This is a genomic window from Acidithiobacillus sp. 'AMD consortium', assembly GCF_008926505.1.
Lineage (GTDB): Bacteria > Pseudomonadota > Gammaproteobacteria > Acidithiobacillales > Acidithiobacillaceae > Acidithiobacillus > Acidithiobacillus ferridurans.
The window spans coordinates 945,035-963,604 of record NZ_CP044411.1 but is presented as its reverse complement, the minus strand read 5'-3'; the positions used below and the strand labels follow the sequence as shown (position 1 = coordinate 963,604).

At 57.2% G+C, this 18,570-nt stretch carries 17 protein-coding genes and 3 tRNA genes; 8 read left to right on the top strand and 12 right to left on the bottom strand.

Annotated elements, in window-relative coordinates; all coding sequences use genetic code 11:
- The first annotated feature begins 9 nt into the window (after positions 1–9).
- The 6 genes from nirD to F6A13_RS05060 are packed head-to-tail and all read left to right on the top strand — an operon-like array spanning position 10 to position 5,891.
- Positions 10–330, top strand: coding sequence for a nitrite reductase small subunit NirD (gene nirD, locus F6A13_RS05085; RefSeq protein ID WP_113526764.1), 321 nt, complete (start codon positions 10–12; stop codon positions 328–330).
- Complete coding sequence (locus F6A13_RS05080; RefSeq protein ID WP_126605163.1) at positions 327–3,113, top strand: nitrate reductase; 2,787 nt, start codon at positions 327–329, stop codon at positions 3,111–3,113. The genes nirD and F6A13_RS05080 overlap by 4 nt, the downstream gene beginning before the upstream one ends.
- Positions 3,110–4,138: a DNA-binding protein YbiB gene (gene ybiB / locus F6A13_RS05075; protein WP_172959368.1), complete on the top strand. Its 1,029-nt coding sequence runs from the start codon at positions 3,110–3,112 to the stop codon at positions 4,136–4,138. The genes F6A13_RS05080 and ybiB overlap by 4 nt, the downstream gene beginning before the upstream one ends.
- Before the next feature lie 14 nt (positions 4,139–4,152).
- Positions 4,153–4,941: a uroporphyrinogen-III C-methyltransferase gene (cobA, locus tag F6A13_RS05070; protein ID WP_113526767.1), complete on the top strand. Its 789-nt coding sequence runs from the start codon at positions 4,153–4,155 to the stop codon at positions 4,939–4,941.
- A gap of 10 nt (positions 4,942–4,951) precedes the next feature.
- Entirely contained in the window at positions 4,952–5,308 is a 357-nt protein-coding gene (locus F6A13_RS05065) for a sirohydrochlorin chelatase (protein WP_113526768.1), read from the top strand.
- 4 nt (positions 5,309–5,312) lie between these two features.
- A complete protein-coding gene (locus F6A13_RS05060) occupies positions 5,313–5,891 on the top strand; it encodes an ANTAR domain-containing response regulator (RefSeq protein WP_113526769.1) in 579 nt (192 codons plus the stop codon).
- Positions 5,892–6,426: 535 nt separating this feature from the next.
- On the opposite strand, the gene F6A13_RS05050 is transcribed toward F6A13_RS05060, so the two are convergent.
- The 5 genes from F6A13_RS05050 to F6A13_RS05030 form a co-directional block, all read right to left on the bottom strand.
- Positions 6,427–6,500 (bottom strand) — tRNA-Cys (locus F6A13_RS05050).
- A 40-nt stretch (positions 6,501–6,540) separates the two neighbouring features.
- A tRNA-Gly gene (locus F6A13_RS05045) sits at positions 6,541–6,615 on the bottom strand.
- A 22-nt stretch (positions 6,616–6,637) separates the two neighbouring features.
- Positions 6,638–7,228, bottom strand: a complete 591-nt coding sequence (gene pgsA / locus F6A13_RS05040; protein WP_113526770.1) for a CDP-diacylglycerol--glycerol-3-phosphate 3-phosphatidyltransferase — start codon at positions 7,226–7,228, stop codon at positions 6,638–6,640.
- A 2-nt stretch (positions 7,229–7,230) separates the two neighbouring features.
- Positions 7,231–9,102: an excinuclease ABC subunit UvrC gene (gene uvrC, locus F6A13_RS05035; protein WP_113526771.1), complete on the bottom strand. Its 1,872-nt coding sequence runs from the start codon at positions 9,100–9,102 to the stop codon at positions 7,231–7,233.
- A gap of 32 nt (positions 9,103–9,134) precedes the next feature.
- Entirely contained in the window at positions 9,135–9,437 is a 303-nt protein-coding gene (locus F6A13_RS05030; protein ID WP_113526772.1) for a gamma-butyrobetaine hydroxylase-like domain-containing protein, read from the bottom strand.
- 90 nt (positions 9,438–9,527) lie between these two features.
- Here F6A13_RS05030 and efp point away from each other — a divergent pair, with 90 nt between their 5' ends.
- A complete protein-coding gene (gene efp / locus F6A13_RS05025) occupies positions 9,528–10,088 on the top strand; it encodes an elongation factor P (protein ID WP_113526773.1) in 561 nt (186 codons plus the stop codon).
- A gap of 52 nt (positions 10,089–10,140) precedes the next feature.
- On the opposite strand, the gene F6A13_RS05020 is transcribed toward efp, so the two are convergent.
- From F6A13_RS05020 to uvrB, 6 genes are all read right to left on the bottom strand, one after another.
- Positions 10,141–10,608 carry an FtsB family cell division protein gene (locus tag F6A13_RS05020; protein WP_225981967.1) on the bottom strand — a complete coding sequence of 156 codons (468 nt, stop codon included), beginning with the start codon at positions 10,606–10,608 and terminating at the stop codon, positions 10,141–10,143.
- A complete protein-coding gene (gene eno / locus F6A13_RS05015; RefSeq protein ID WP_126605161.1) occupies positions 10,562–11,842 on the bottom strand; it encodes a phosphopyruvate hydratase in 1,281 nt (426 codons plus the stop codon). Before eno ends, F6A13_RS05020 begins: the two co-directional genes overlap by 47 nt.
- Positions 11,839–12,684: a 3-deoxy-8-phosphooctulonate synthase gene (gene kdsA, locus F6A13_RS05010; protein WP_113526774.1), complete on the bottom strand. Its 846-nt coding sequence runs from the start codon at positions 12,682–12,684 to the stop codon at positions 11,839–11,841. The genes eno and kdsA overlap by 4 nt, the downstream gene beginning before the upstream one ends.
- Positions 12,681–14,318 (bottom strand): CTP synthase, encoded by a 1,638-nt coding sequence (locus F6A13_RS05005; protein ID WP_113526775.1) that lies wholly within the window; start codon positions 14,316–14,318, stop codon positions 12,681–12,683. Before F6A13_RS05005 ends, kdsA begins: the two co-directional genes overlap by 4 nt.
- A gap of 166 nt (positions 14,319–14,484) precedes the next feature.
- Complete coding sequence (locus F6A13_RS05000; protein ID WP_318833319.1) at positions 14,485–15,537, bottom strand: NAD(P)-dependent alcohol dehydrogenase; 1,053 nt, start codon at positions 15,535–15,537, stop codon at positions 14,485–14,487.
- A 98-nt stretch (positions 15,538–15,635) separates the two neighbouring features.
- Entirely contained in the window at positions 15,636–17,663 is a 2,028-nt protein-coding gene (uvrB, locus tag F6A13_RS04995) for an excinuclease ABC subunit UvrB (RefSeq protein WP_151528118.1), read from the bottom strand.
- 135 nt (positions 17,664–17,798) lie between these two features.
- Here uvrB and F6A13_RS04990 point away from each other — a divergent pair.
- Positions 17,799–17,875 (top strand) — tRNA-Arg (locus tag F6A13_RS04990).
- A 252-nt stretch (positions 17,876–18,127) separates the two neighbouring features.
- Here F6A13_RS04990 and F6A13_RS04985 read toward each other — a convergent pair.
- A complete protein-coding gene (locus tag F6A13_RS04985; protein ID WP_113526778.1) occupies positions 18,128–18,457 on the bottom strand; it encodes a 4a-hydroxytetrahydrobiopterin dehydratase in 330 nt (109 codons plus the stop codon).
- Positions 18,458–18,570 lie beyond the last annotated feature (113 nt).

Genomic DNA, 18,570 nt, shown 5'->3' with positions numbered 1-18,570 from the left:
GAGAACAACATGGAATGGATGGCATTAGGCACTCTTGAAGAAATTCCCGCTTGGGGTGGTCGTTATGTAGAAACCCCGGAAGGTCAGATAGCGATTCTGCGCAATGAAAATGATGAAGTTTTCGCGGTCAGCAACCAATGTCCCCATCGCGGCGGTCCTCTGTCCGAAGGCTTCGTATCTGGAAAACTGGTTTTTTGCCCCTTGCACAACTGGCAAATTGATCTGGAAAAAGGCGAAGCTGTGGCACCGGATTCCGGCTGCGTCAAAAGATTTCCCATCCGGATGGAAGGCGAGCAGATTTGGCTGGGCTTGCAGGAAATAGCGCCATGAGCCTATTGCGCGCGCAACAATCAACCTCCCTGCAGCGCCTGGAAAGCAAATCTGTTTGCCCTTACTGTGGGACTGGCTGCGGCGTCATCATAGAACATGATGGTCAGCAAATTACCGGCGTACGCGGCGATCCCGATCATCCTGCCAATTTTGGCCAGCTCTGCAGTAAGGGCAGCACCCTGCATCTCAGCTGTCAGGGTAATGATCGAGCCGGTGAGCCGCTTCGGCGTGACCGTCTCAGCGGAGACTGGACAGCACTTACCTGGTCGGACGCGCTCGCACAAATGGCGAGCAGTTGGGCAGAAATCATTCACCGGCAGGGACCCCAGGCCGTCGCCCTTTATGTTTCGGGGCAACTCCCCACGGAAGACTATTATGTTGCCAACAAACTGGCCAAAGGATTTATTGGCACCAATCATATTGATACCAATTCCCGGTTGTGTATGGCTTCCGCTGTCACAGGTTACAAACTCAGCCTTGGGATGGATTCCGTTCCCTGTGCTTATGAAGATCTGGAGGAAACCGATTGTCTGTTTATCGTCGGTGCCAATGTAGCCTATGCTCACCCCATTCTGTTTCGGCGGATTGAAGCAGCCAAATTGCGTCGCCCGGAACTCAAAATTATCGTCGCGGATCCACGTCGCACCCCCACGGCATCCATCGCTGACATTTTTTTACCCCTGCAACCAGGTACGGATGTCGCACTGTTCCACGGCATGCTCCATATCCTGATTTGGGAGGATCACATTGACCGGGATTATATCACAACCCATACCGAAGGCTGGGAAGAACTCAAGGCCCGCGTTCAGAATTATACCCCGCAACGGGTCGCCGAAACCTGCCATATTCCCGAAGCGGAGCTCCGCGCTGCTGCCCAGGCCTTTGGAAAAGCTTCCAGCGTCCTCTCTCTTTGGTGTCAGGGACTCAATCAATCCAGTCATGGTACGGACAAAAATGTCAGTCTCATCAATTTGCATCTGGCGACCGGGCAAATTGGTCGTCCCGGAGCCGGGCCTTTCAGCCTCACCGGACAGCCCAATGCCATGGGTGGCCGGGAAACAGGCGGCATGCCCGCGCTGCTTCCCGGTCATCGGGAAGTTGCCAATCCCGAGCACCGTTCCGAAATGACCGCCCTCTGGGAGATTTCCAGCATTCATCCCCAACCAGGCTACACCGCAGTCCCCCTGTTTCAGGCTATGGAGCGGGGCGAAATTGAGAGTATCTGGATCAGTTGCACCAATCCGGTATTGTCCATGTCCGATCAACAGCAAGTTCAGAGGGCCCTGAACCGTGCCCGGCTAGTCATTTTGCAAGATAGTTACCTGGGCACCGAAACCGCCGACTATAGTGATCTGCTCCTGCCCGCAGCCAGCTGGGGAGAACGGGAAGCGTTGATCACCAATTCCGAACGGCGCATCAGTCATCTTCACGCAGCCGTACCCGCTCCTGGAGAAGCGCGCCCCGACTGGATGATTTATCGGGATTTCGCTTTTGCCCTGGGAGAAGCGTTGGATCAACTCCAGCATCCCCTCCCCGATCATCGGGATAGCAGTTGGCATGACCGGGCACAGCGTCTGTTCGATTTTCCAGACTCTGCCAGTATTTTCCGCGAATATCAGCGCTGTACCCAAGGACGGGATCTGGACATCAGCGGTCTGGACTTTGCGCTTCTGGATAGCCAGGGGCCGCAGCAATGGCCCTTCCCGACTGGGGCCAGGAGTGGGCAAGAGCGCCTTTATAGTGATGGTATTTTTCCTACTCCCAGTGGTCGCGCCCGTTTTCACGCTCCGGAGTTTCAGGGAGTTGCCGAAGAAATTGATGCCCGCTACCCTCTCCGGCTCACGACCGGCCGTTTGCGCGATCAATGGCACTCCATGAGTCGTACCGGTAAGGTTGCTGCACTGTTTGCCAGTGACGAGGAGGCTTTTCTGGAAATACATCCGGAAGATGCGCAACGGCTGCAACTCAAAAACGAGGATCTGGCCCGGGTTATCAGTCGGCGTGGTCATAACGTGTTCCGGGTCCGTATTCAACATAATCTGCAGCCAGGGCTGGTTTTTGCCCCCATGCATTTTGGTCGGCGCTTTGCGCCTGCTGCTCTTTGCAACCAGCTCACTTTGCCCGCCATTGATCCCGTTTCCGGGGAGCCCGAGTTCAAACACACTGCGGTTCGCATAGAACCGGCAATTTTCCCCTGGCAGGGCACGCTCCTGCGCCTAAACAGCGACGAAGCACATTTCCAGGCCGCACAGCGTATTGCCAGACACTTTCCCTATGCTAGCCTTAGCCGAATACGCCAGGACCGACGGGAAGGCTTCATTTTGCGCCTTGCCGGAGAAGAAGCTCCAGCCATTCGGGATATTCATGCCTGGGACCGGGCCCTGGGAATGGACGGTCTGGAGGTGCTGGATTATGACGATGCCCGTCGCCATGTCCGCAAACGCCTGTGTATGCAGGGCAAACAACTGCTGGCTGCACGTCTTTTTGGTGAAGATGGCACGCGCGACTGGCTGCGCGAACTGCTGCTCAGTGGTACCAATGTCGATGCTTTCCGTCATGCCCTCTTGGCACCCAAAGTACCCCCAGATGTGGCGGCCTGGTCGCGTTCACGCGGCATTTGCGCCTGCACGGGGGTGAATGAAGAACAGCTGCGGCAAAGCATTGCGGCTGGCAATATCACCTTGAAGCAGATCGCCCAGGATTGCGGCGCCGGCGGTGAATGTGGTTCCTGCAAACCGGAAATCATGTCGATGATTCGCATGGTCCATCAGGAGGCATCATGACTGCGAAGTTGAATATGACCAGCATCATCGGCCGCGTCGCCCGAGGGAGTGAACATGCGGAGGACCTGAGCTACGCAGAAGCCAAAAACCTGTTTACGGACTGGCTGCACGGCGACTTACCGGAACTGGCCATGGGCGCCCTATGGACGGCCTACCGTATCAAGGGCGAGAGCGTCGAAGAATTACGCGCTTTTGTACATGCTCTGGAAGCAGATATTGAACCCATCGCTTTCCAGCACAACTGCCAGCCGGTCATTTTCCCCAGTTACAATGGTACCCTGCGTGGGGCCAATCTCTTGCCGCTGCTGGCGATGACCCTGACCCGCTGCGGCGTACCGGTACTGATGCATGGGTTCCCTGTTGACCATAATGCCAATAAGTACTCATGGACTGACCATGATCCATCCGGGCGAGTACACAGTGCCGACATTCTCCGTGAATTTGGACTGGCCAGCGCGGAAAATAGCCACCAGGCCAACAGCCTTCTGCATCTTCAGGGTCTCAGTTACCTGCCGGTGGACACCCTCCATCCAGGTCTGGGCAAGATGCTGGCCTTGCGACAGCAGCTCGGTGTGCGATCCAGCGTACACACTATCGTCAAGCTGTTTAACCCCTTCCAGGATCACGCCGTACATTGTGCCGGCGTGACCCACCCGCCTTATCTGCTGCGTCTGCAGGAATACTTCCAGCAGGAACAAAATACGGCACTCATTTTGCGGGGAAGCGAGGGGGAATGTTTTGCCAATCCCAAGCGCCGCCCGGATTTGCAAGTTTGTCGGCAGGGCGAATCTGTTCTCTGGATAGAAAAAGACACGCAGCCCTTGCAACAAATTCCAGCGCTGCCCGAAAACTCTGGTATCTCGTCTACCTGTCGCTATATGGAAGCCGTACTGGACGGACAATTGCCGCTTCCTTCTCCTTTGGTCGATCAAGCATTGTGCCTGCTTTGCCTTAGTGGCCGCTGCACAGATATGGACAGTGCCCATCACCATCTTGCTCACCACTTTTCCCATTACGCAGCCTGAGCCGGAGCCTTGCCATGTCATTCATCACCTCCCTATTCCCAGTTTCCATCGTGGGTGCCGGTCCCGGCGATCCGGAACTCCTCACCCTCAAAGCAGCACGGCGCATTGCAGCTGCCGATATCATTTTTTATGATGCCCTCGCCAATCCCTGTCTGCTCAACATGGCGTCAGCAGGGTGTAAAAAAGTGGAAGTGGGTAAACGGGGCGGGCAGGACTCTACCTCACAGATGCGTATTCATGAGCATTTGATCCGCTCTGCCCAACAAGGCTTGAAGGTTGTCCGTCTGAAGGGAGGAGATCCATTTCTCTTTGGGCGCGGAGGTGAAGAATGTCTGGCTCTGCGCGCCGCCCATATCGATTACGAAATCATCCCCGGCATTAGCAGCGGAATGGCGGCAGCAGCTTATGCTGGCGTACCGCTCACCCATCGCCATCGTAGTCAGTCCGTCATTTTCCTGACGGGACACGAGGCTAGAGGCAGCCACCCTCCAGACTGGTCACGCTATGCCAGGGCGGCAGATACCTTGGTCATTTACATGGGCATCGAACGAATATCCGATATCTGTCAGGGATTAATAGCGGGCGGTTTGGCTGCCGAAACCCCCTGTCTTGCGGTACAATGGGCGACCATCACGCAAAAACAGGTACAGGCGCCCTTGCAGCAATTCAGTGTAGCGATCCAGGCAGCGGAGCTGGGCAGCCCGGCAATTCTAATTATTGGCGCTGTTGTGGGATTAGCAGATATTTGTGCGTGGTTTCCCGGAGAACCGACTTTATCCTCACAGCGCCTGCAACAACCTTAAGGGAGCGCGCATGACAGACGTGCAATTTCTGCTGGCACACGGTTCCCGTAATCCCCAGTGGCGAAAACCTTTTGAGCAGATCGCCGAAAGACTACAGCTCGCCCATCCAGAACGACGGATCGTATTGTGCTATCTGGAAATGTGGGAACCGTCTCTGGATCAGGCCATACGGGAGGCCTATGTATTGGGCTTCCGCCACTTTCGCATTTCCCCCTTGTTCTGGAGTAGCGGTCGTCATTTACAGGAAGATCTACCAACACTTATTGAACAGGTTCAGAAAGTTTTACCCAATTGCTTCTTCCAGGTAGAGGGGCCCATCGGCGAATCAGAAATCATCATCCAGGCCGCCTTGCAAGCGCTACAATGAGCCCATGCGTCGCATCGTCCTGATCGACAATAATGTGGAGCGTGCAGAAATCCTCCGGGATGCCCTCGCCAGTGAGGGGCAGATTGTCGTGGATATTTTTGGCTGGTCAGCGCTTTCCTGGCAACGTCTGGAAAATCTGCAGCCCGATGTCATCATCGCCGAAGCGGGCAGCCCCGAACGAGACGTGCTCGAACACATCGTGTTCCTCAGCGAAACCCTGGAACTACCGGTCGTCGTGCTGGGCGCCCCTGAAGATGAAGACACCATGCGCCGGGCTATTCGTGCTGGTGTTGCCGCCTATGTTGCCCACGGCATTTCCGCCCAGGATATTGCCCCTATTCTCAAGGTGGCGGCGCTCCGCTATGCCGAATATCGGCAATTACGCAAAGAACTCAAAGACACCCAAAATGCCCTCGCCGAGCGCAAGCAAATTGAAAAAGCCAAGGGCATCCTCATGCGCGACTTGCAGATTGACGAAGCCGAAGCCTATCGGCGCATGCGGCGGCTCGCCATGGACAAGGGTAAAAAACTAGGAGAAATTGCAGAAATGGTAATTACGGTGGGCGAAGCAGGCAGTTCTTGATCTCTTAGCAGAGATCCACTGGATCACATTTCACCCCAATCCGCCCTTAATCACGACAAATCATCCACAGTGACTGCCGTTTTCAGGATCAAATAGACAGTTGGCCAGCATTATTGATCTTGCCTGCAATAACAATGCTCTTTATGATTCCTTTTCATTTCACACTGGGTCATGACACGTGCATAATCCCATGAATTTTCTCCAAAAGTTGCTGCGTCCCGGAATCCCGGCAGCTATTTTCTCCGCCTCCTTTTTGGTGCCAGCACCCCTCTGGTCAAAATTCTTCTAACCTCAGTCAGTCCCTGGATGCTCGCGGCCCTTCTTTATTTGGGGTCAGGTCTGTGACTGAGTTTATATCGACTACTGCGCCGCAGTCCGCGCGCCCATTTATCGCGTGCAGACACCCTCTGGTTTGGGGCCTCCGTACTGGCCGGAGGTGTCATCGCTCCGGTGCTGCTCATGTTCGGACTGCAAGGCGCGGCGGCATCCAATGCCTCCTTGCTGCTCAATGCCGAATCCGTTTGTTGTTTTTGTTTGGAGGCTGGGGCCGGAATCGAACCGGCTTCCACGGCTTTGCAGGCCGCTGCATGACCATTCTGCCACCCAGCCTTAAAAGAAAAGGGAAAGACCGAACGCTTTCCCTCGATTATGGAGCGGGAAACGAGGCTCGAACTCGCGACCCCAACCTTGGCAAGGTTGTGCTCTACCACTGAGCTATTCCCGCATGGCCACAGAGGTTACCGGGGTCACCGCTCCCTGTCAAGATGAGCCCCGCTACTGCCCTGTAGGCTGGGCCAGGCGGCGCGCAAGTAGCCCACCATACTCCAGAGTGTCATCGCCGCCGCGACGATCAGGAGAGCGGTCCCCAGAGTGCGTGCGGACAATCCCCGCACCGGGCGCTCGTAGACCAGCAGCAGGATCGAAATCATCTGCGTGGCTGCCTTCGCCTTACCCAGCCAGGAGACGGCCACCTTTTTGCGCTCACCCACCTCGGCCATCCACTCACGCAACGCTGACACGGTAATTTCCCGGCCGACGATGATGCTGATCAGGATACCAGCCAGGAGTGCCGGTATCTCTCCGGAGGAGGCAATGAGCACCAGTGCGGTAGCCACCATGACCTTATCTGCAACCGGGTCGAGAAAGGTACCGAAAGGCGATACCCCCTGATAACGCCGGGCGAGGTAGCCATCGGCCCAATCGGTAATCGCCGCCACCGCAAAAACTCCGGTGGCACCGAAAGTGCGCATGTCGCCCCCCCAGTAGAAGAGCGCCACGAAAATAGGCACCAGCCCGATGCGCAGAATGGTCAGGAAATTGGGCAGCCGTTTTATCACAATCAGGCACGTCCTACGTGAAAGAAATCATATATCCGCTGCGCGAGCTCCAGATGGATACCCTCTACGCGCTGCAAATCCTCCATACCGGCGTCACGAATACCGCGTAAGCCGCCAAATGCGCGTAACAACGCCACCCGCCGTTTCGGCCCGATCCCGGAGATGCCGTCCAGATCGGATTCCTGCCGTGCTTTGCCGCGGCGCGCGCGGTGACCAGTAATAGCAAAACGATGGGCTTCGTCGCGGATTTCCTGAATGACCAGCAGTGCCGGATCATCATCGTCCAATTGTCGCGGGACCGCCCATCCGGGGATATGCAGCATCTCCAGCCCTGGACGCCGCGCCGTCCCCTTCGCCACCCCGCACAACTGGATGCAACCGATCTCCAATGCGTCCAGAGCCGCCTGCGCACGAGCCACCTGTCCAGCACCACCGTCAATGAAGACGATCTCCGGCAAGACCAGGCCCTCTTTCTGCAGTCGCCCATAGCGGCGGTGGACGGCCTGCTCCATAGCCGCGTAATCGTCACCGCCCCGGATATCGCGAATATTGAAGCGGCGATATTCGTTCTTCAGTGCCCCATCTTCACCGAAAACCACACAAGATGCCACAGCCACCTCGCCCCGGGTATGACTGATGTCAAAACACTCTACTCGCTGCGGCGTCTCCGGGAGTTCAAGGAGCTTCTGCAACAGGAGCATGCGCCGCCGTCCCGCGCTGGCCGTCTGCGCCCTCTGGCGCAACGCCCCCATGGCGTTGGTCAGCGCTAACGCCATCCAGCGCTTGCGTGGACCGCGCTGGGGCTGATCGATCATGACCCTGTGCCCGGCTTCGCTGCCCAGCGCCTCCGCCAGGGAGGCTGGTGAACGCGGCAGCACATTGACCAGCAGATTCCCCGGCACCTCTTTATCGCTGTAGAACTGCATGAGAAAGGCTGCGAGTACGTCCGGCGCGCGCACTTCTTCGGTATGCCGCGGAAAAACGGAGCGCCCGCCCAACTGCCGTCCATTGCGGATAAAACTGACGTACACCACCCACTGCCCATTCTCTTGTGCTGCCGCCAGCACATCAAAATCGCCGCCACCCGCCTGCGCCACATACTGACGCTCCTGAATCTTGGACAACGCGGCGATCTGGTCACGGCGTCGCGCTGCCTCCTCGAAATCCAGTCGCTCAGCCGCCGCTTGCATACGCGCCCCCAGACTGCGAATCGCTTCGTCGCTCTTTCCTTCCAGAAAGCGAATCGTGTCCGCCACATCCCGCGCGTAGTCCTCGCCGCTGATATGCCCAACACAGGGGCCGCTGCAACGACGAATCTGGTACTGCAAACAAGCCCGGCTGCGGTGATGAAAAGTATGATCCTCGCAGGTCCGCAATCGAAAGGCTTTCTGTAGCAGCACCATACTCTCACGTAACGCAGTAACGGCCGGATACGGACCGAAGTAGTGCCCTTTGCCCTTCTGCGCACCCCGGTGCAAACTCATGCGCGGCGTGTCGTGACCGGTTTCTATGAACAGATAGGGGTAACTCTTGTCATCGCGCAGCAGGATATTGTATGGCGGGTGGTGGCGCTTGATGAGATTGGCCTCCAGCACCAGCGCTTCCGTCTCTGTGTGGGTGACCACCACCTCCACCCGTGTTACCTGCGCCAACATCGCCAGCGTTTTTGGCGTATGGCGCTGCTTCTGAAAATAGGAACTCACGCGGCGCCGGAGATTGCGGGCTTTACCCACATAGAGCAGGCGACTGCCCTGGCCGAACATCTGATAAATACCGGGCTGGCTGGTCAACGTCCGCAGAAACTCTCCGGGAACGAAGGGTGTGTCCACGGCACCGTCAGTGTTCTCAAATTGCTCTACCTGTTCAGAATCCATAAAATCTCAGGGCTGCTCAATCCCCGCGGTACTCATTCAGCGTCCAGCCTGCGCAGATACTCCCATGTGAAAATCCCGGTATTGTGGCCATCACTGAAATGCAACTGCACCGCGTAATGGCCTACCGGCACCACCTCCACAACACTCACATGCTCCTTGCCGGTGATGATCTGCGCCTGATCGGGCGTGTGCCCTTTGCACTCCGCGCAGGGACACTCTACCCGCAGGTGTTCGAAGGTCAGGCGGCTGGTATGTCCGTCGGCCCAGTCGACTTCCATGACGCGGCTGATCATGAGGGGGCGAATCTCCAGGGGCTGGGTACGGGGATCGGACATGATTACCTCTCAAGGGACCGGGCTGGTCAGAAATATGCCTCTAGGGTACAATCCACGCCCTCTAAAGGGAATGCCCAGAAGGACTATAGTATGAAGATTTCCGCCTTTGATATCCGCCCCGGCAATATTCTCGAATATGAAAAGGGGCTCTGGCGCGTACTCAAAACCGATTTCGTCAAGCCTGGCAAAGGCGGCGCCTTCGTGCAGGTCGAGATGAAAAATATCGAGACAGGCACCAAGTCCAATACGCGCTTCCGCTCGGGAGAAACCATGGAGAAAGCCGTCGTCGAACCCCGTACCATGCAGTATCTCTATACCGATGCCACCGGGTATGTCTTCATGGACAATGAGAACTTCGAGCAACTCATCCTCAGTGAGGACCTGCTCGAAGGACAGACAGGTTATCTCCTTCCCAACACTGAGATTCAGGTCAACCTCCACAATGAACGACCTATCGGCGTTGAATTGCCGCCTGTGGTTATTTTAGAGGTGCGTGAAGCCGAGCCTTCCATCAAGGGGCAAACCGCTACCGGTTCCTACAAATCCGCACAGATGGAGACCGGCATTACGGTTATGGTGCCGCAGTTTGTGAACGCGGGTGAAAAAATTCGGGTGAATACGGTGGATGGCAGTTACATTGACCGCGCCTGACGGAGCATAACTGGACGGCTATACCACCGACCTGCAAGACGCCCGGCGCAGTTCACGACGCCTGAGTGCTGGTCCGTGCGCCGTCGAAGGCACCTTTGGCGGGTATCACCCAGACAAACACCTCTCCCTTGCTAACCATTCCGAGATGACGGCGGGCCAGTTCTTCGACGGCACGGCTTCCCGTTTGCAGGCTCGTCACCTGCGCTGCCAGAAGGTCATTGCGGGCTTCCAATTGCTTCAAAATCACCTGCTTGACTTCCAGTTTCCGGTGCAGGTTCGCCATATTCCACCAGCTACCCGCACCGAACCAAAGCGGATATTGCAGGGCACATAACACGGCAAAAAGCATGAAATCCACAAGGCGCATCTCTGCCTTGGCAGTATCCATCCAGTTTTTTACGCGCGCCCGGTAACCCATGCCGCAAAATCCTCGAAAATTTAATGGCCCAGCAAATATTCCATTAAATATCTTTTTAGTCGAGATTGTAAAAAGTTGCAAGGCCGGGATAACGGGCAGCATCCCCCAAATCTTCCTCGATACGCAATAGGCGGTTGTATTTCGCCACCCGATCGGTACGCGACAAAGAACCTGTTTTAATCTGGCCGCAACCCGTAGCCACGGCTACATCGGCCAGTGTGGTATCCTCGGTTTCTCCGGATCGGTGCGACACGATAGCCGTATAACTATGGACTTTTGCCATCTCGATGGCCGCCAGGGTTTCGGATAACGTACCGATCTGATTCAGTTTAATAAGGATGCTATTGGCGACACCGCGCTCGATGCCCTCACGCAGGATCGTCGTATTCGTTACGAAAATATCATCACCCACCAACTGCAAACGGTCACCAAGGCGGTCGGTGAGGGTGATCCAGCCTTCCCAGTCATTCTGATCCATGCCATCTTCAATGCTGATCAGTGGATAACGATCAGCCAGCGCCGCCAGATAATCCACGAACTGGGCACTATCGAGTTCACGCCTTTCGCTCGCCAGGTGATAACGTCCATCCCGATAAAATTCACTGGAAGCGACGTCCATGCCCAGCCAGATATCTTTGCCCGGCTGATAACCCGCCTTGTTGATGGCGTCCATGAGCAGCTCCAGGGCAGCCTCGTTGGAGGGCAGATTCGGGGCGAAGCCGCCCTCGTCGCCGACTGTCGTTGCCAGTCCGCGCGATTGCAGCACGGCTTTCAGGCTGTGGAACACCTCCACCCCCATCTGCAACGCCTCAGAAAACGACTCCGCGCCCGCCGGGATCAGCATGAATTCCTGCATGTCCACGTCGTTATCGGCATGGGCACCGCCATTGATGACATTCATCATGGGAACGGGCAACTGCAGCGGACCCAAGCCTCCGATGTAGCGGTACAAGGGCTGGCCAGCCGCGTGGGCAGCCGCATGGGCCGTCGCCAATGAGACGCTCAGGATCGCGTTGGCGCCGAGGCGTGCCTTATTTTCGGTGCCATCCAAGGCACAAAGAGCCGCATCAATATGCTCCTGCTCTTCGGCCTCCATGCCAAGAAGCGCATCCTGAATCTCGCCGTTGACGTGTTCAACGGCCTTGCGCACTCCTTTGCCGCCGTAGCGCTGGCCACCATCGCGCAACTCCACGGCCTCGCGCTCTCCGGTGGAAGCGCCACTAGGGACGATCGCACGGCCCATGCCGCCGTTATCCAGATAGACCTCGGCCTCCACGGTGGGATTGCCACGCGAATCGAGAACTTCATGGGCTTGGATGCGGACAATGGCACTCATACTAACTCCTCAGGGTGGTTTTCAGGGAAATCCTGGTTTTTTACAAGATGATCAATATGCTGGAGAATGCGCAACAGGTTCTCCATACGTCCCAGCGGCCAGGCGTTGGGACCATCAGACAAAGCATCCGCAGGATTCGGATGAGTCTCCATGAAGAGCCCGGACACGCCCGCCGCCACGGCGGCCCGCGCCAGCACCGGGATAAATTCGCGCTGGCCTCCGGATCGGTCGCCCTGACCACCGGGGAGCTGTACGGAATGGGTCGCATCAAAGACCACCGGGCATCCTGTCTGACGCATCACCGCAAGGGAGCGCATATCCGATACCAGGTTGTTGTATCCGAAGGAGGCGCCGCGCTCGCAGACCATGATCTGCTCATTGCCGGTAGCCTTGGCCTTGCTGGCGACGTGCAGCATATCCCAGGGCGCAAGAAACTGGCCTTTTTTGATGTTGACCGGCTTTCCGGCAGCAGCGACAGCCTGAATGAAATCGGTCTGTCGGCAGAGGAAGGCGGGCGTCTGCAGCACATCGACCACCTCCGCCACGGCAGACACGTCTTCTTTTTCATGAACATCCGTAATGATCGGCACCCCGACTTCCCGGCGGACCTTTTCGAGAATACGCAGTCCCTCGTCCATACCCGGCCCACGGAAACTCTGTCCCGAAGAACGGTTCGCTTTATCGTAGGAACTTTTATAAATAAAAGGTATGCCGAGGCGTGCGCAGATATCGCGCAGATCTTCCGCCGTGCGCAACGCCAGGGATTCACTCTCGATCGCACAGGGGCCTGCCATCAGAAAGAATGGATGCTGCAGACCTGCTTCAAAGCCACAGAGCTTCATGCCGAACCGTCCCGTTCCCGCTGGGCGATGGCGGCGCGCATAAAGGCGTCAAATAATGGATGCCCCTCACGCGGGTTACTGGTGAACTCCGGGTGAAACTGGCAGCCCAGAAACCAGGGATGGTCCGGCAACTCCACCACTTCCACCAGTTCACTGTCCGCGGAGAACCCCGTGTAACGCAACCCTGCCACAGCCAACGGTTCACGGTAACGGTTGTTGAACTCGAAGCGATGGCGATGGCGCTCGTGAATCCGCTCCTGCCCGTAAGCTTGCATTGCCAGACTGTCGGGTTCAAGGCGACATTCCTGCTCTCCCAGCCGCATGGTACCGCCGAGATTTCCCCCCTCCTCCCGGTACGCCTTGTGGCCTTCCGGGTCGGACCACTCGGTCATCAGCGTAATGACTGGGGCCGGAGTCTGAGGGTCCAGTTCGGTACTGTTGGCGTTCATCAGACCAGCACAATGCCGCGCAAACTCGACAACCGCGAGTTGCATGCCGAGGCAAATGCCGAGATAAGGCACCTTCCGCTCCCGTGCGTGGCGGATGCTGGCAATTTTACCCTCGGTGCCCCGCCCGCCGAAACCACCCGGTACCAGAATGGCATCCGCTTCCGCGAGTATCTCCGTTCCCTGCGTTTCGACTTCTTCCGCATCCACATACAGGAAGCGCACACTCCGTCGCGCCCGCAATCCCGCGTGAAGCAATGCCTCCGCCAGAGACTTGTAAGATTCGGTAAGCCCCACATATTTGCCCACCAAGGCAACCACCACCTCGCCTTCCGGGTGTTCGAGGGCGTTTATGATACCCTTCCAAACGGAAAGGTCCGGGGCTGGCAGATGTAGCCCGAGATTCTGCACCACCAGATCATCCAGACCCTGAGCATGGAACAGCAACGGAATGCGATAGATACTGTCGGTGTCGATCGCCGAAATGACCGCCTTTTCCGGCAGATTGGAAAAAAGCCCGATTTTGGCCCGGTGGTCGGCAGGTATGGGCCGGTCAGCACGACAAAGCAACACATCCGGCTGGATACCGATGGCACGCAGTTCACGCACCGAGTGCTGGGTCGGTTTGGTCTTCATCTCCCCGGCGGACGCCAGATAGGGTACCAGCGTCAGATGCATGAAGAGGGTGTCACCCCGTTCCTCCTCTACCGCCATCTGGCGGATCGCCTCCAGAAAGGGCTGCGATTCGATGTCGCCGACGGTGCCACCGATCTCCACCAGCGCCACATCCGCGTCCGCCGCACCCAACCGGATGCGCCGCTTGATCTCATCGGTGACATGGGGAATGACCTGCACCGTACGTCCCAGATAGTCGCCGCGCCGTTCTTTTTCAATAACGGTCTGATAAACCAGGCCGGTGGTGAAATTGTTACGCTTACCCATCCGCGTCGCGAGGAATCGTTCGTAATGCCCCAAATCCAGATCCGTTTCCGCGCCATCGGCGGTGACGAAAACCTCACCGTGCTGAAAGGGGCTCATGGTGCCCGGATCGACGTTGATATAGGGGTCCAGCTTGAGCATGGTGACCTTCAGCCCACGGGCCTCCAGCAGTGCACCAAGAGCTGCGCCAGCGGCGCCCTTGCCCAGAGAAGAAACCACCCCACCTGTTACGAAAATGTATTTGCTCATAGGACTCGCAGCGCGCGTTTAACCTGCGCATGGTAGCCAATTCAGACGTGCGGCACAACGCAAAATCACCTTTCTGCGGCAGCCCGGACGGGCTTCCTGCTGCCTTGACATTTTGCCTTGAAACCAAAGAGCGGGTGGGGGGCTGTAAACCTCCGCCCCAGAGGGCCTACTTCAGTGTCGCCATGTCAATCACAAAGCGATACTTCACATCGCTCTTCAGCATTCTTTCGTAGGCGGTATTGATGTAGTCCATGGGGATCATCTCGATATCCGAACCGATCCCGCGCTGTGCGCAGAAATCCAGCATCTCCTGCGTTTCCCGAATACCACCGATAAGGGAGCCTGCGAGCTGCCGACGCTTAAAAATCAGGTTGAAGACTTCTGGTGACGGATGGGGCTCAGCCGGCGCACCCACCAGTGTCATCGTACCGTCCCGCTTGAGCAGATTCAGGAAGGCGTCCAGATCATGGGACGCGGCCACCGTATTGAGGATAAAATCGAAGCTGTTGGCATGGGAGGCCATTTGCGCGTCATCTCTGGAGATGCAGACCTCATCCGCCCCCAGCCGCTTACCATCCTCCACTTTGCCGGGGGAGGTGGTGAACAGCACCACATGGGCGCCCATGGCGTGCGCCAATTTGACGCCCATATGACCAAGGCCGCCCAGACCCACAATGCCGACCTTTTTACCCGGTCCGGCACCCCAGTGGCGTAAGGGCGAGTACGTGGTGATACCGGCGCAGAGCAGCGGCGCCACACTCGCCAGATCTTTTTCATCATGCCGAATCTTCAACACAAAGGATTCTTTGACCACCACGCTCTGGGAATAGCCACCGTAGGTATTTTCGCCGCCAAATACCGGGCCGTTGTAGGTTCCGGTAAATCCGTTATCGCAGTACTGCTCCTCACCCTCATCACAGGACGGACAGTGCCCACAACTGTCCACCATGCAACCGACACCGGCAAAATCACCAACATTAAAATTTTTGACATCCTTACCGACGGCAACGACACGACCCACGATTTCGTGGCCAGGAACAGTGGGATACAGCGTGTTTTTCCACTCATTGCGGGCGGTGTGCAAATCGGAATGGCAGACACCGCAAAAGAGTATATCTATCTGGACATCATCGGGACCCGGCTCGCGGCGCAGTACTTCGTAGGGCGCCAACGGGCTGCGGGCAGTCTGCGCAGCATAGGCTTTAGCCTTGATCATCATGTTCTCCTGTCATTACATACCGTCCGGTTGGTTTACAGGATAGGCAATGCTCAAGTTGGCGTCAAGGCGCCGCCCGCAACTTCCCAAGGATTGCCCCTTCAGTCCTCCTCCAGAGATACCGGCAGGTCGGTCCCCAGAAGGCGGTTTTCCAGTTTTTTGATATCGTCCCGCAGCGCCGCTGCCTGCTCAAACTCCAGGTTGCGGGCGTGTCGGTACATGGCTTCCTCCAGTTCCTTGATTTTCTTGGCAACGGCTTGGGGATCACTGAGCACGCGATAATCCGCATTTTTTTCCGCAGCATGCGCGGCAGGTTGTGCATTGCGGCGATAGACTCCCTCAATCATGTCGGATACCGGCTTGACGATGCCGCGCGGGGTGACGCCATGCTGGGCGTTGAACTGCAACTGCTTCTCCCGGCGGCGGTCGGTTTCGGCTATGGCGCGGGCCATGGATTTGGTGATGCCGTCGGCATAGAGAATGGCCCGCCCGTGCAGGTTGCGCGCCGCGCGCCCGATGGTCTGAATCAGCGACCGCTCCGAGCGCAGGAAGCCCTCCTTATCCGCATCCAGAATGGCGACCAATGCCACCTCCGGCATATCCAGGCCCTCCCGCAACAGGTTAATCCCGATCAGCACGTCGAACACCCCGGCGCGCAGATCGCGAATGATCTCCACCCGCTCCACCGTCTCGATATCTGAATGGAGATAGCGGCATTTGATACCCAGTTCGTGGAGATAATCGGTCAGATCTTCGGCCATCCGCTTGGTCAACGTCGTCACCAGAATGCGCCAACCGTTACGTACAACGATGTTGATTTCGCTGATCAGATCGTCGACCTGCCCTTTCGCCGGACGAATATCCACAGCGGGATCGACCAGGCCGGTGGGCCGTACCACCTGCTCCACCACCTGCCCGGAGTGCTCCAGTTCGTAGGGACCGGGCGTGGCGGAAATAAACACGGTCTGCGGCATCAGTGACTCGAACTCGGGAAACATCAGGGGCCGGTTGTCCAGCGCCGAGGGCAGACGAAAACCATATTCCACCAGCGTTTCCTTGCGCGAACGGTCGCCCTTGTACATCCCCCCGAACTGCGGGACCGTTACATGGGATTCGTCCATGAATAGCAGGGCATCCTTGGGGAGGTAGTCCATCAGGGTCGGCGGTGCCTGACCGGGCACCCGTCCCGAGAGGTAGCGGGAGTAGTTCTCGATCCCAGAGCAGTACCCCAGCTCAGCCATCATCTCCAGATCAAAGCGGGTGCGTTGCTCCAACCGTTGCGCTTCGACCAGCTTGTTGGCGCGGCGCAGGTCCTCCAGACGCGAGCGAAGCTCATCTTTGATAGCATCCAGCGCCGCGAGAATGGTCTCGCGCGGGGTGACATAGTGGCTTTTGGGGTAGATGGTGTAGCGCGGTAAACGGGTGATGGTCTTGCCGGTCAGGGGATCGAAGAGCGAGATGCGCTCCAGTTCGTCGCCAAAAAGCTCGATCCGAACGGCTTCGTCTTCGCTTTCCGCGGGCCATATATCGATGACATCGCCGTTGACGCGAAAGGTGCCGCGCTTCATTTCCAAAGGATTGCGGCTGTATTGCATCTCCGCCAGACGCTTGAGGATGGCGCGCTGATCCATGGTGGAGGACTCGCGCAGATGCAGAATCATGCCATGGTAGGAGGCCGGATCACCCAGACCGTAGATAGCCGAAACGGTGGCCACGATGATGACATCCGGCCGTTCCAGCAGGGCCTTGGTAGCGGAGAGGCGCATCTGCTCGATGTGGTCATTGATGGCGGCGTCTTTTTCGATGAAGGTGTCGGAGGAAGGAACGTAGGCCTCCGGCTGGTAGTAATCGTAATAACTGACAAAATACTCCACGGCATTGTGGGGAAAGAACGCGCGCATTTCCGCATAGAGTTGCGCTGCAAGGGTCTTGTTGGGCGCCATGATGACGGCGGGACGGTGAGTGATGGCGATGACGTTGGCCATGGTGAAGGTCTTGCCCGAACCAGTCACCCCCAACAGGGTTTGGAAATATTCACCAGCGGCAAGGCCGTTCACCAACAGACGAATAGCCTCCGGCTGGTCGCCCTGCGGCGAAAAACTGCTCTCCAGGATAAAGCGCTTGTCCATGCCCTGCTCCGATCGGCTGATACCACCAACCATACACGCTGGCAGCCATCAGCGAAAAGAGGCACGCTCCTGCTTCCCTGACCGCCACAGGTCCTCTACAATGGCGCCATCGATTTATTGTCCGATCATCCCTATGCGCCTGTAGCTCAACTGGATAGAGCAACGGCCTTCTAAGCCGTAGGTCGGGGGTTCGAGTCCCTCCAGGCGTACCATATAAAACATGGCGTTATAACATTTTCATGTGGGCGATTCTCGCATTTTCGGTGACTGGTATCCATATGGTATCCATTGCGCGAACCCTACAATCTCCTAGCCCTAGGCGGTCACCATCGACAGTTGGGACACGCTCCGGCGAGAAGACTGACGCTGGATCATTCAGCAGTGTCATTTTTTACGGGCTTCCATCCAGGCGATCAAGTCATCCCGCAACCAGCCCACCGCACGGACGCGCTTTTCCGCCCCCGTCATGTCAGCAGCGCATCCACCCGGGCGGCGCAGATGAAGTCATTTTCTGAAAGGCCGCTAATGGCGTGGGTACTGTAATGGACGACACAGCGGTTATAACCCAGCTCCAGGTCCGGGTGATGGTCCTCCCGGTGCGAGATCCATGCCACGGCATTCACAAAGGCCATAGTCTCGTAAAAGTTTTTGAAACGAAACTCCCGGCGGATCGCCTGCCCGACCACTTGCCATTGGGGTAGGGAGCGTAATAGAAGTCCTACCCGTTCCGCGTCCAGGGGCGCAACCCCACCCTCACAGGGTACGCAATGCGCATGTTGAAGATCTTGGTCCATGGCTATCTCCTTTTGCTTTCAGGTCCTGCAAAAAACGGTAGGGCTTTCTCCCTCCCGGCCCTTTGGGCTTGGCCTTCTGCACACCTTCCAGAATGGGGCGGAAGCGTTCTCCC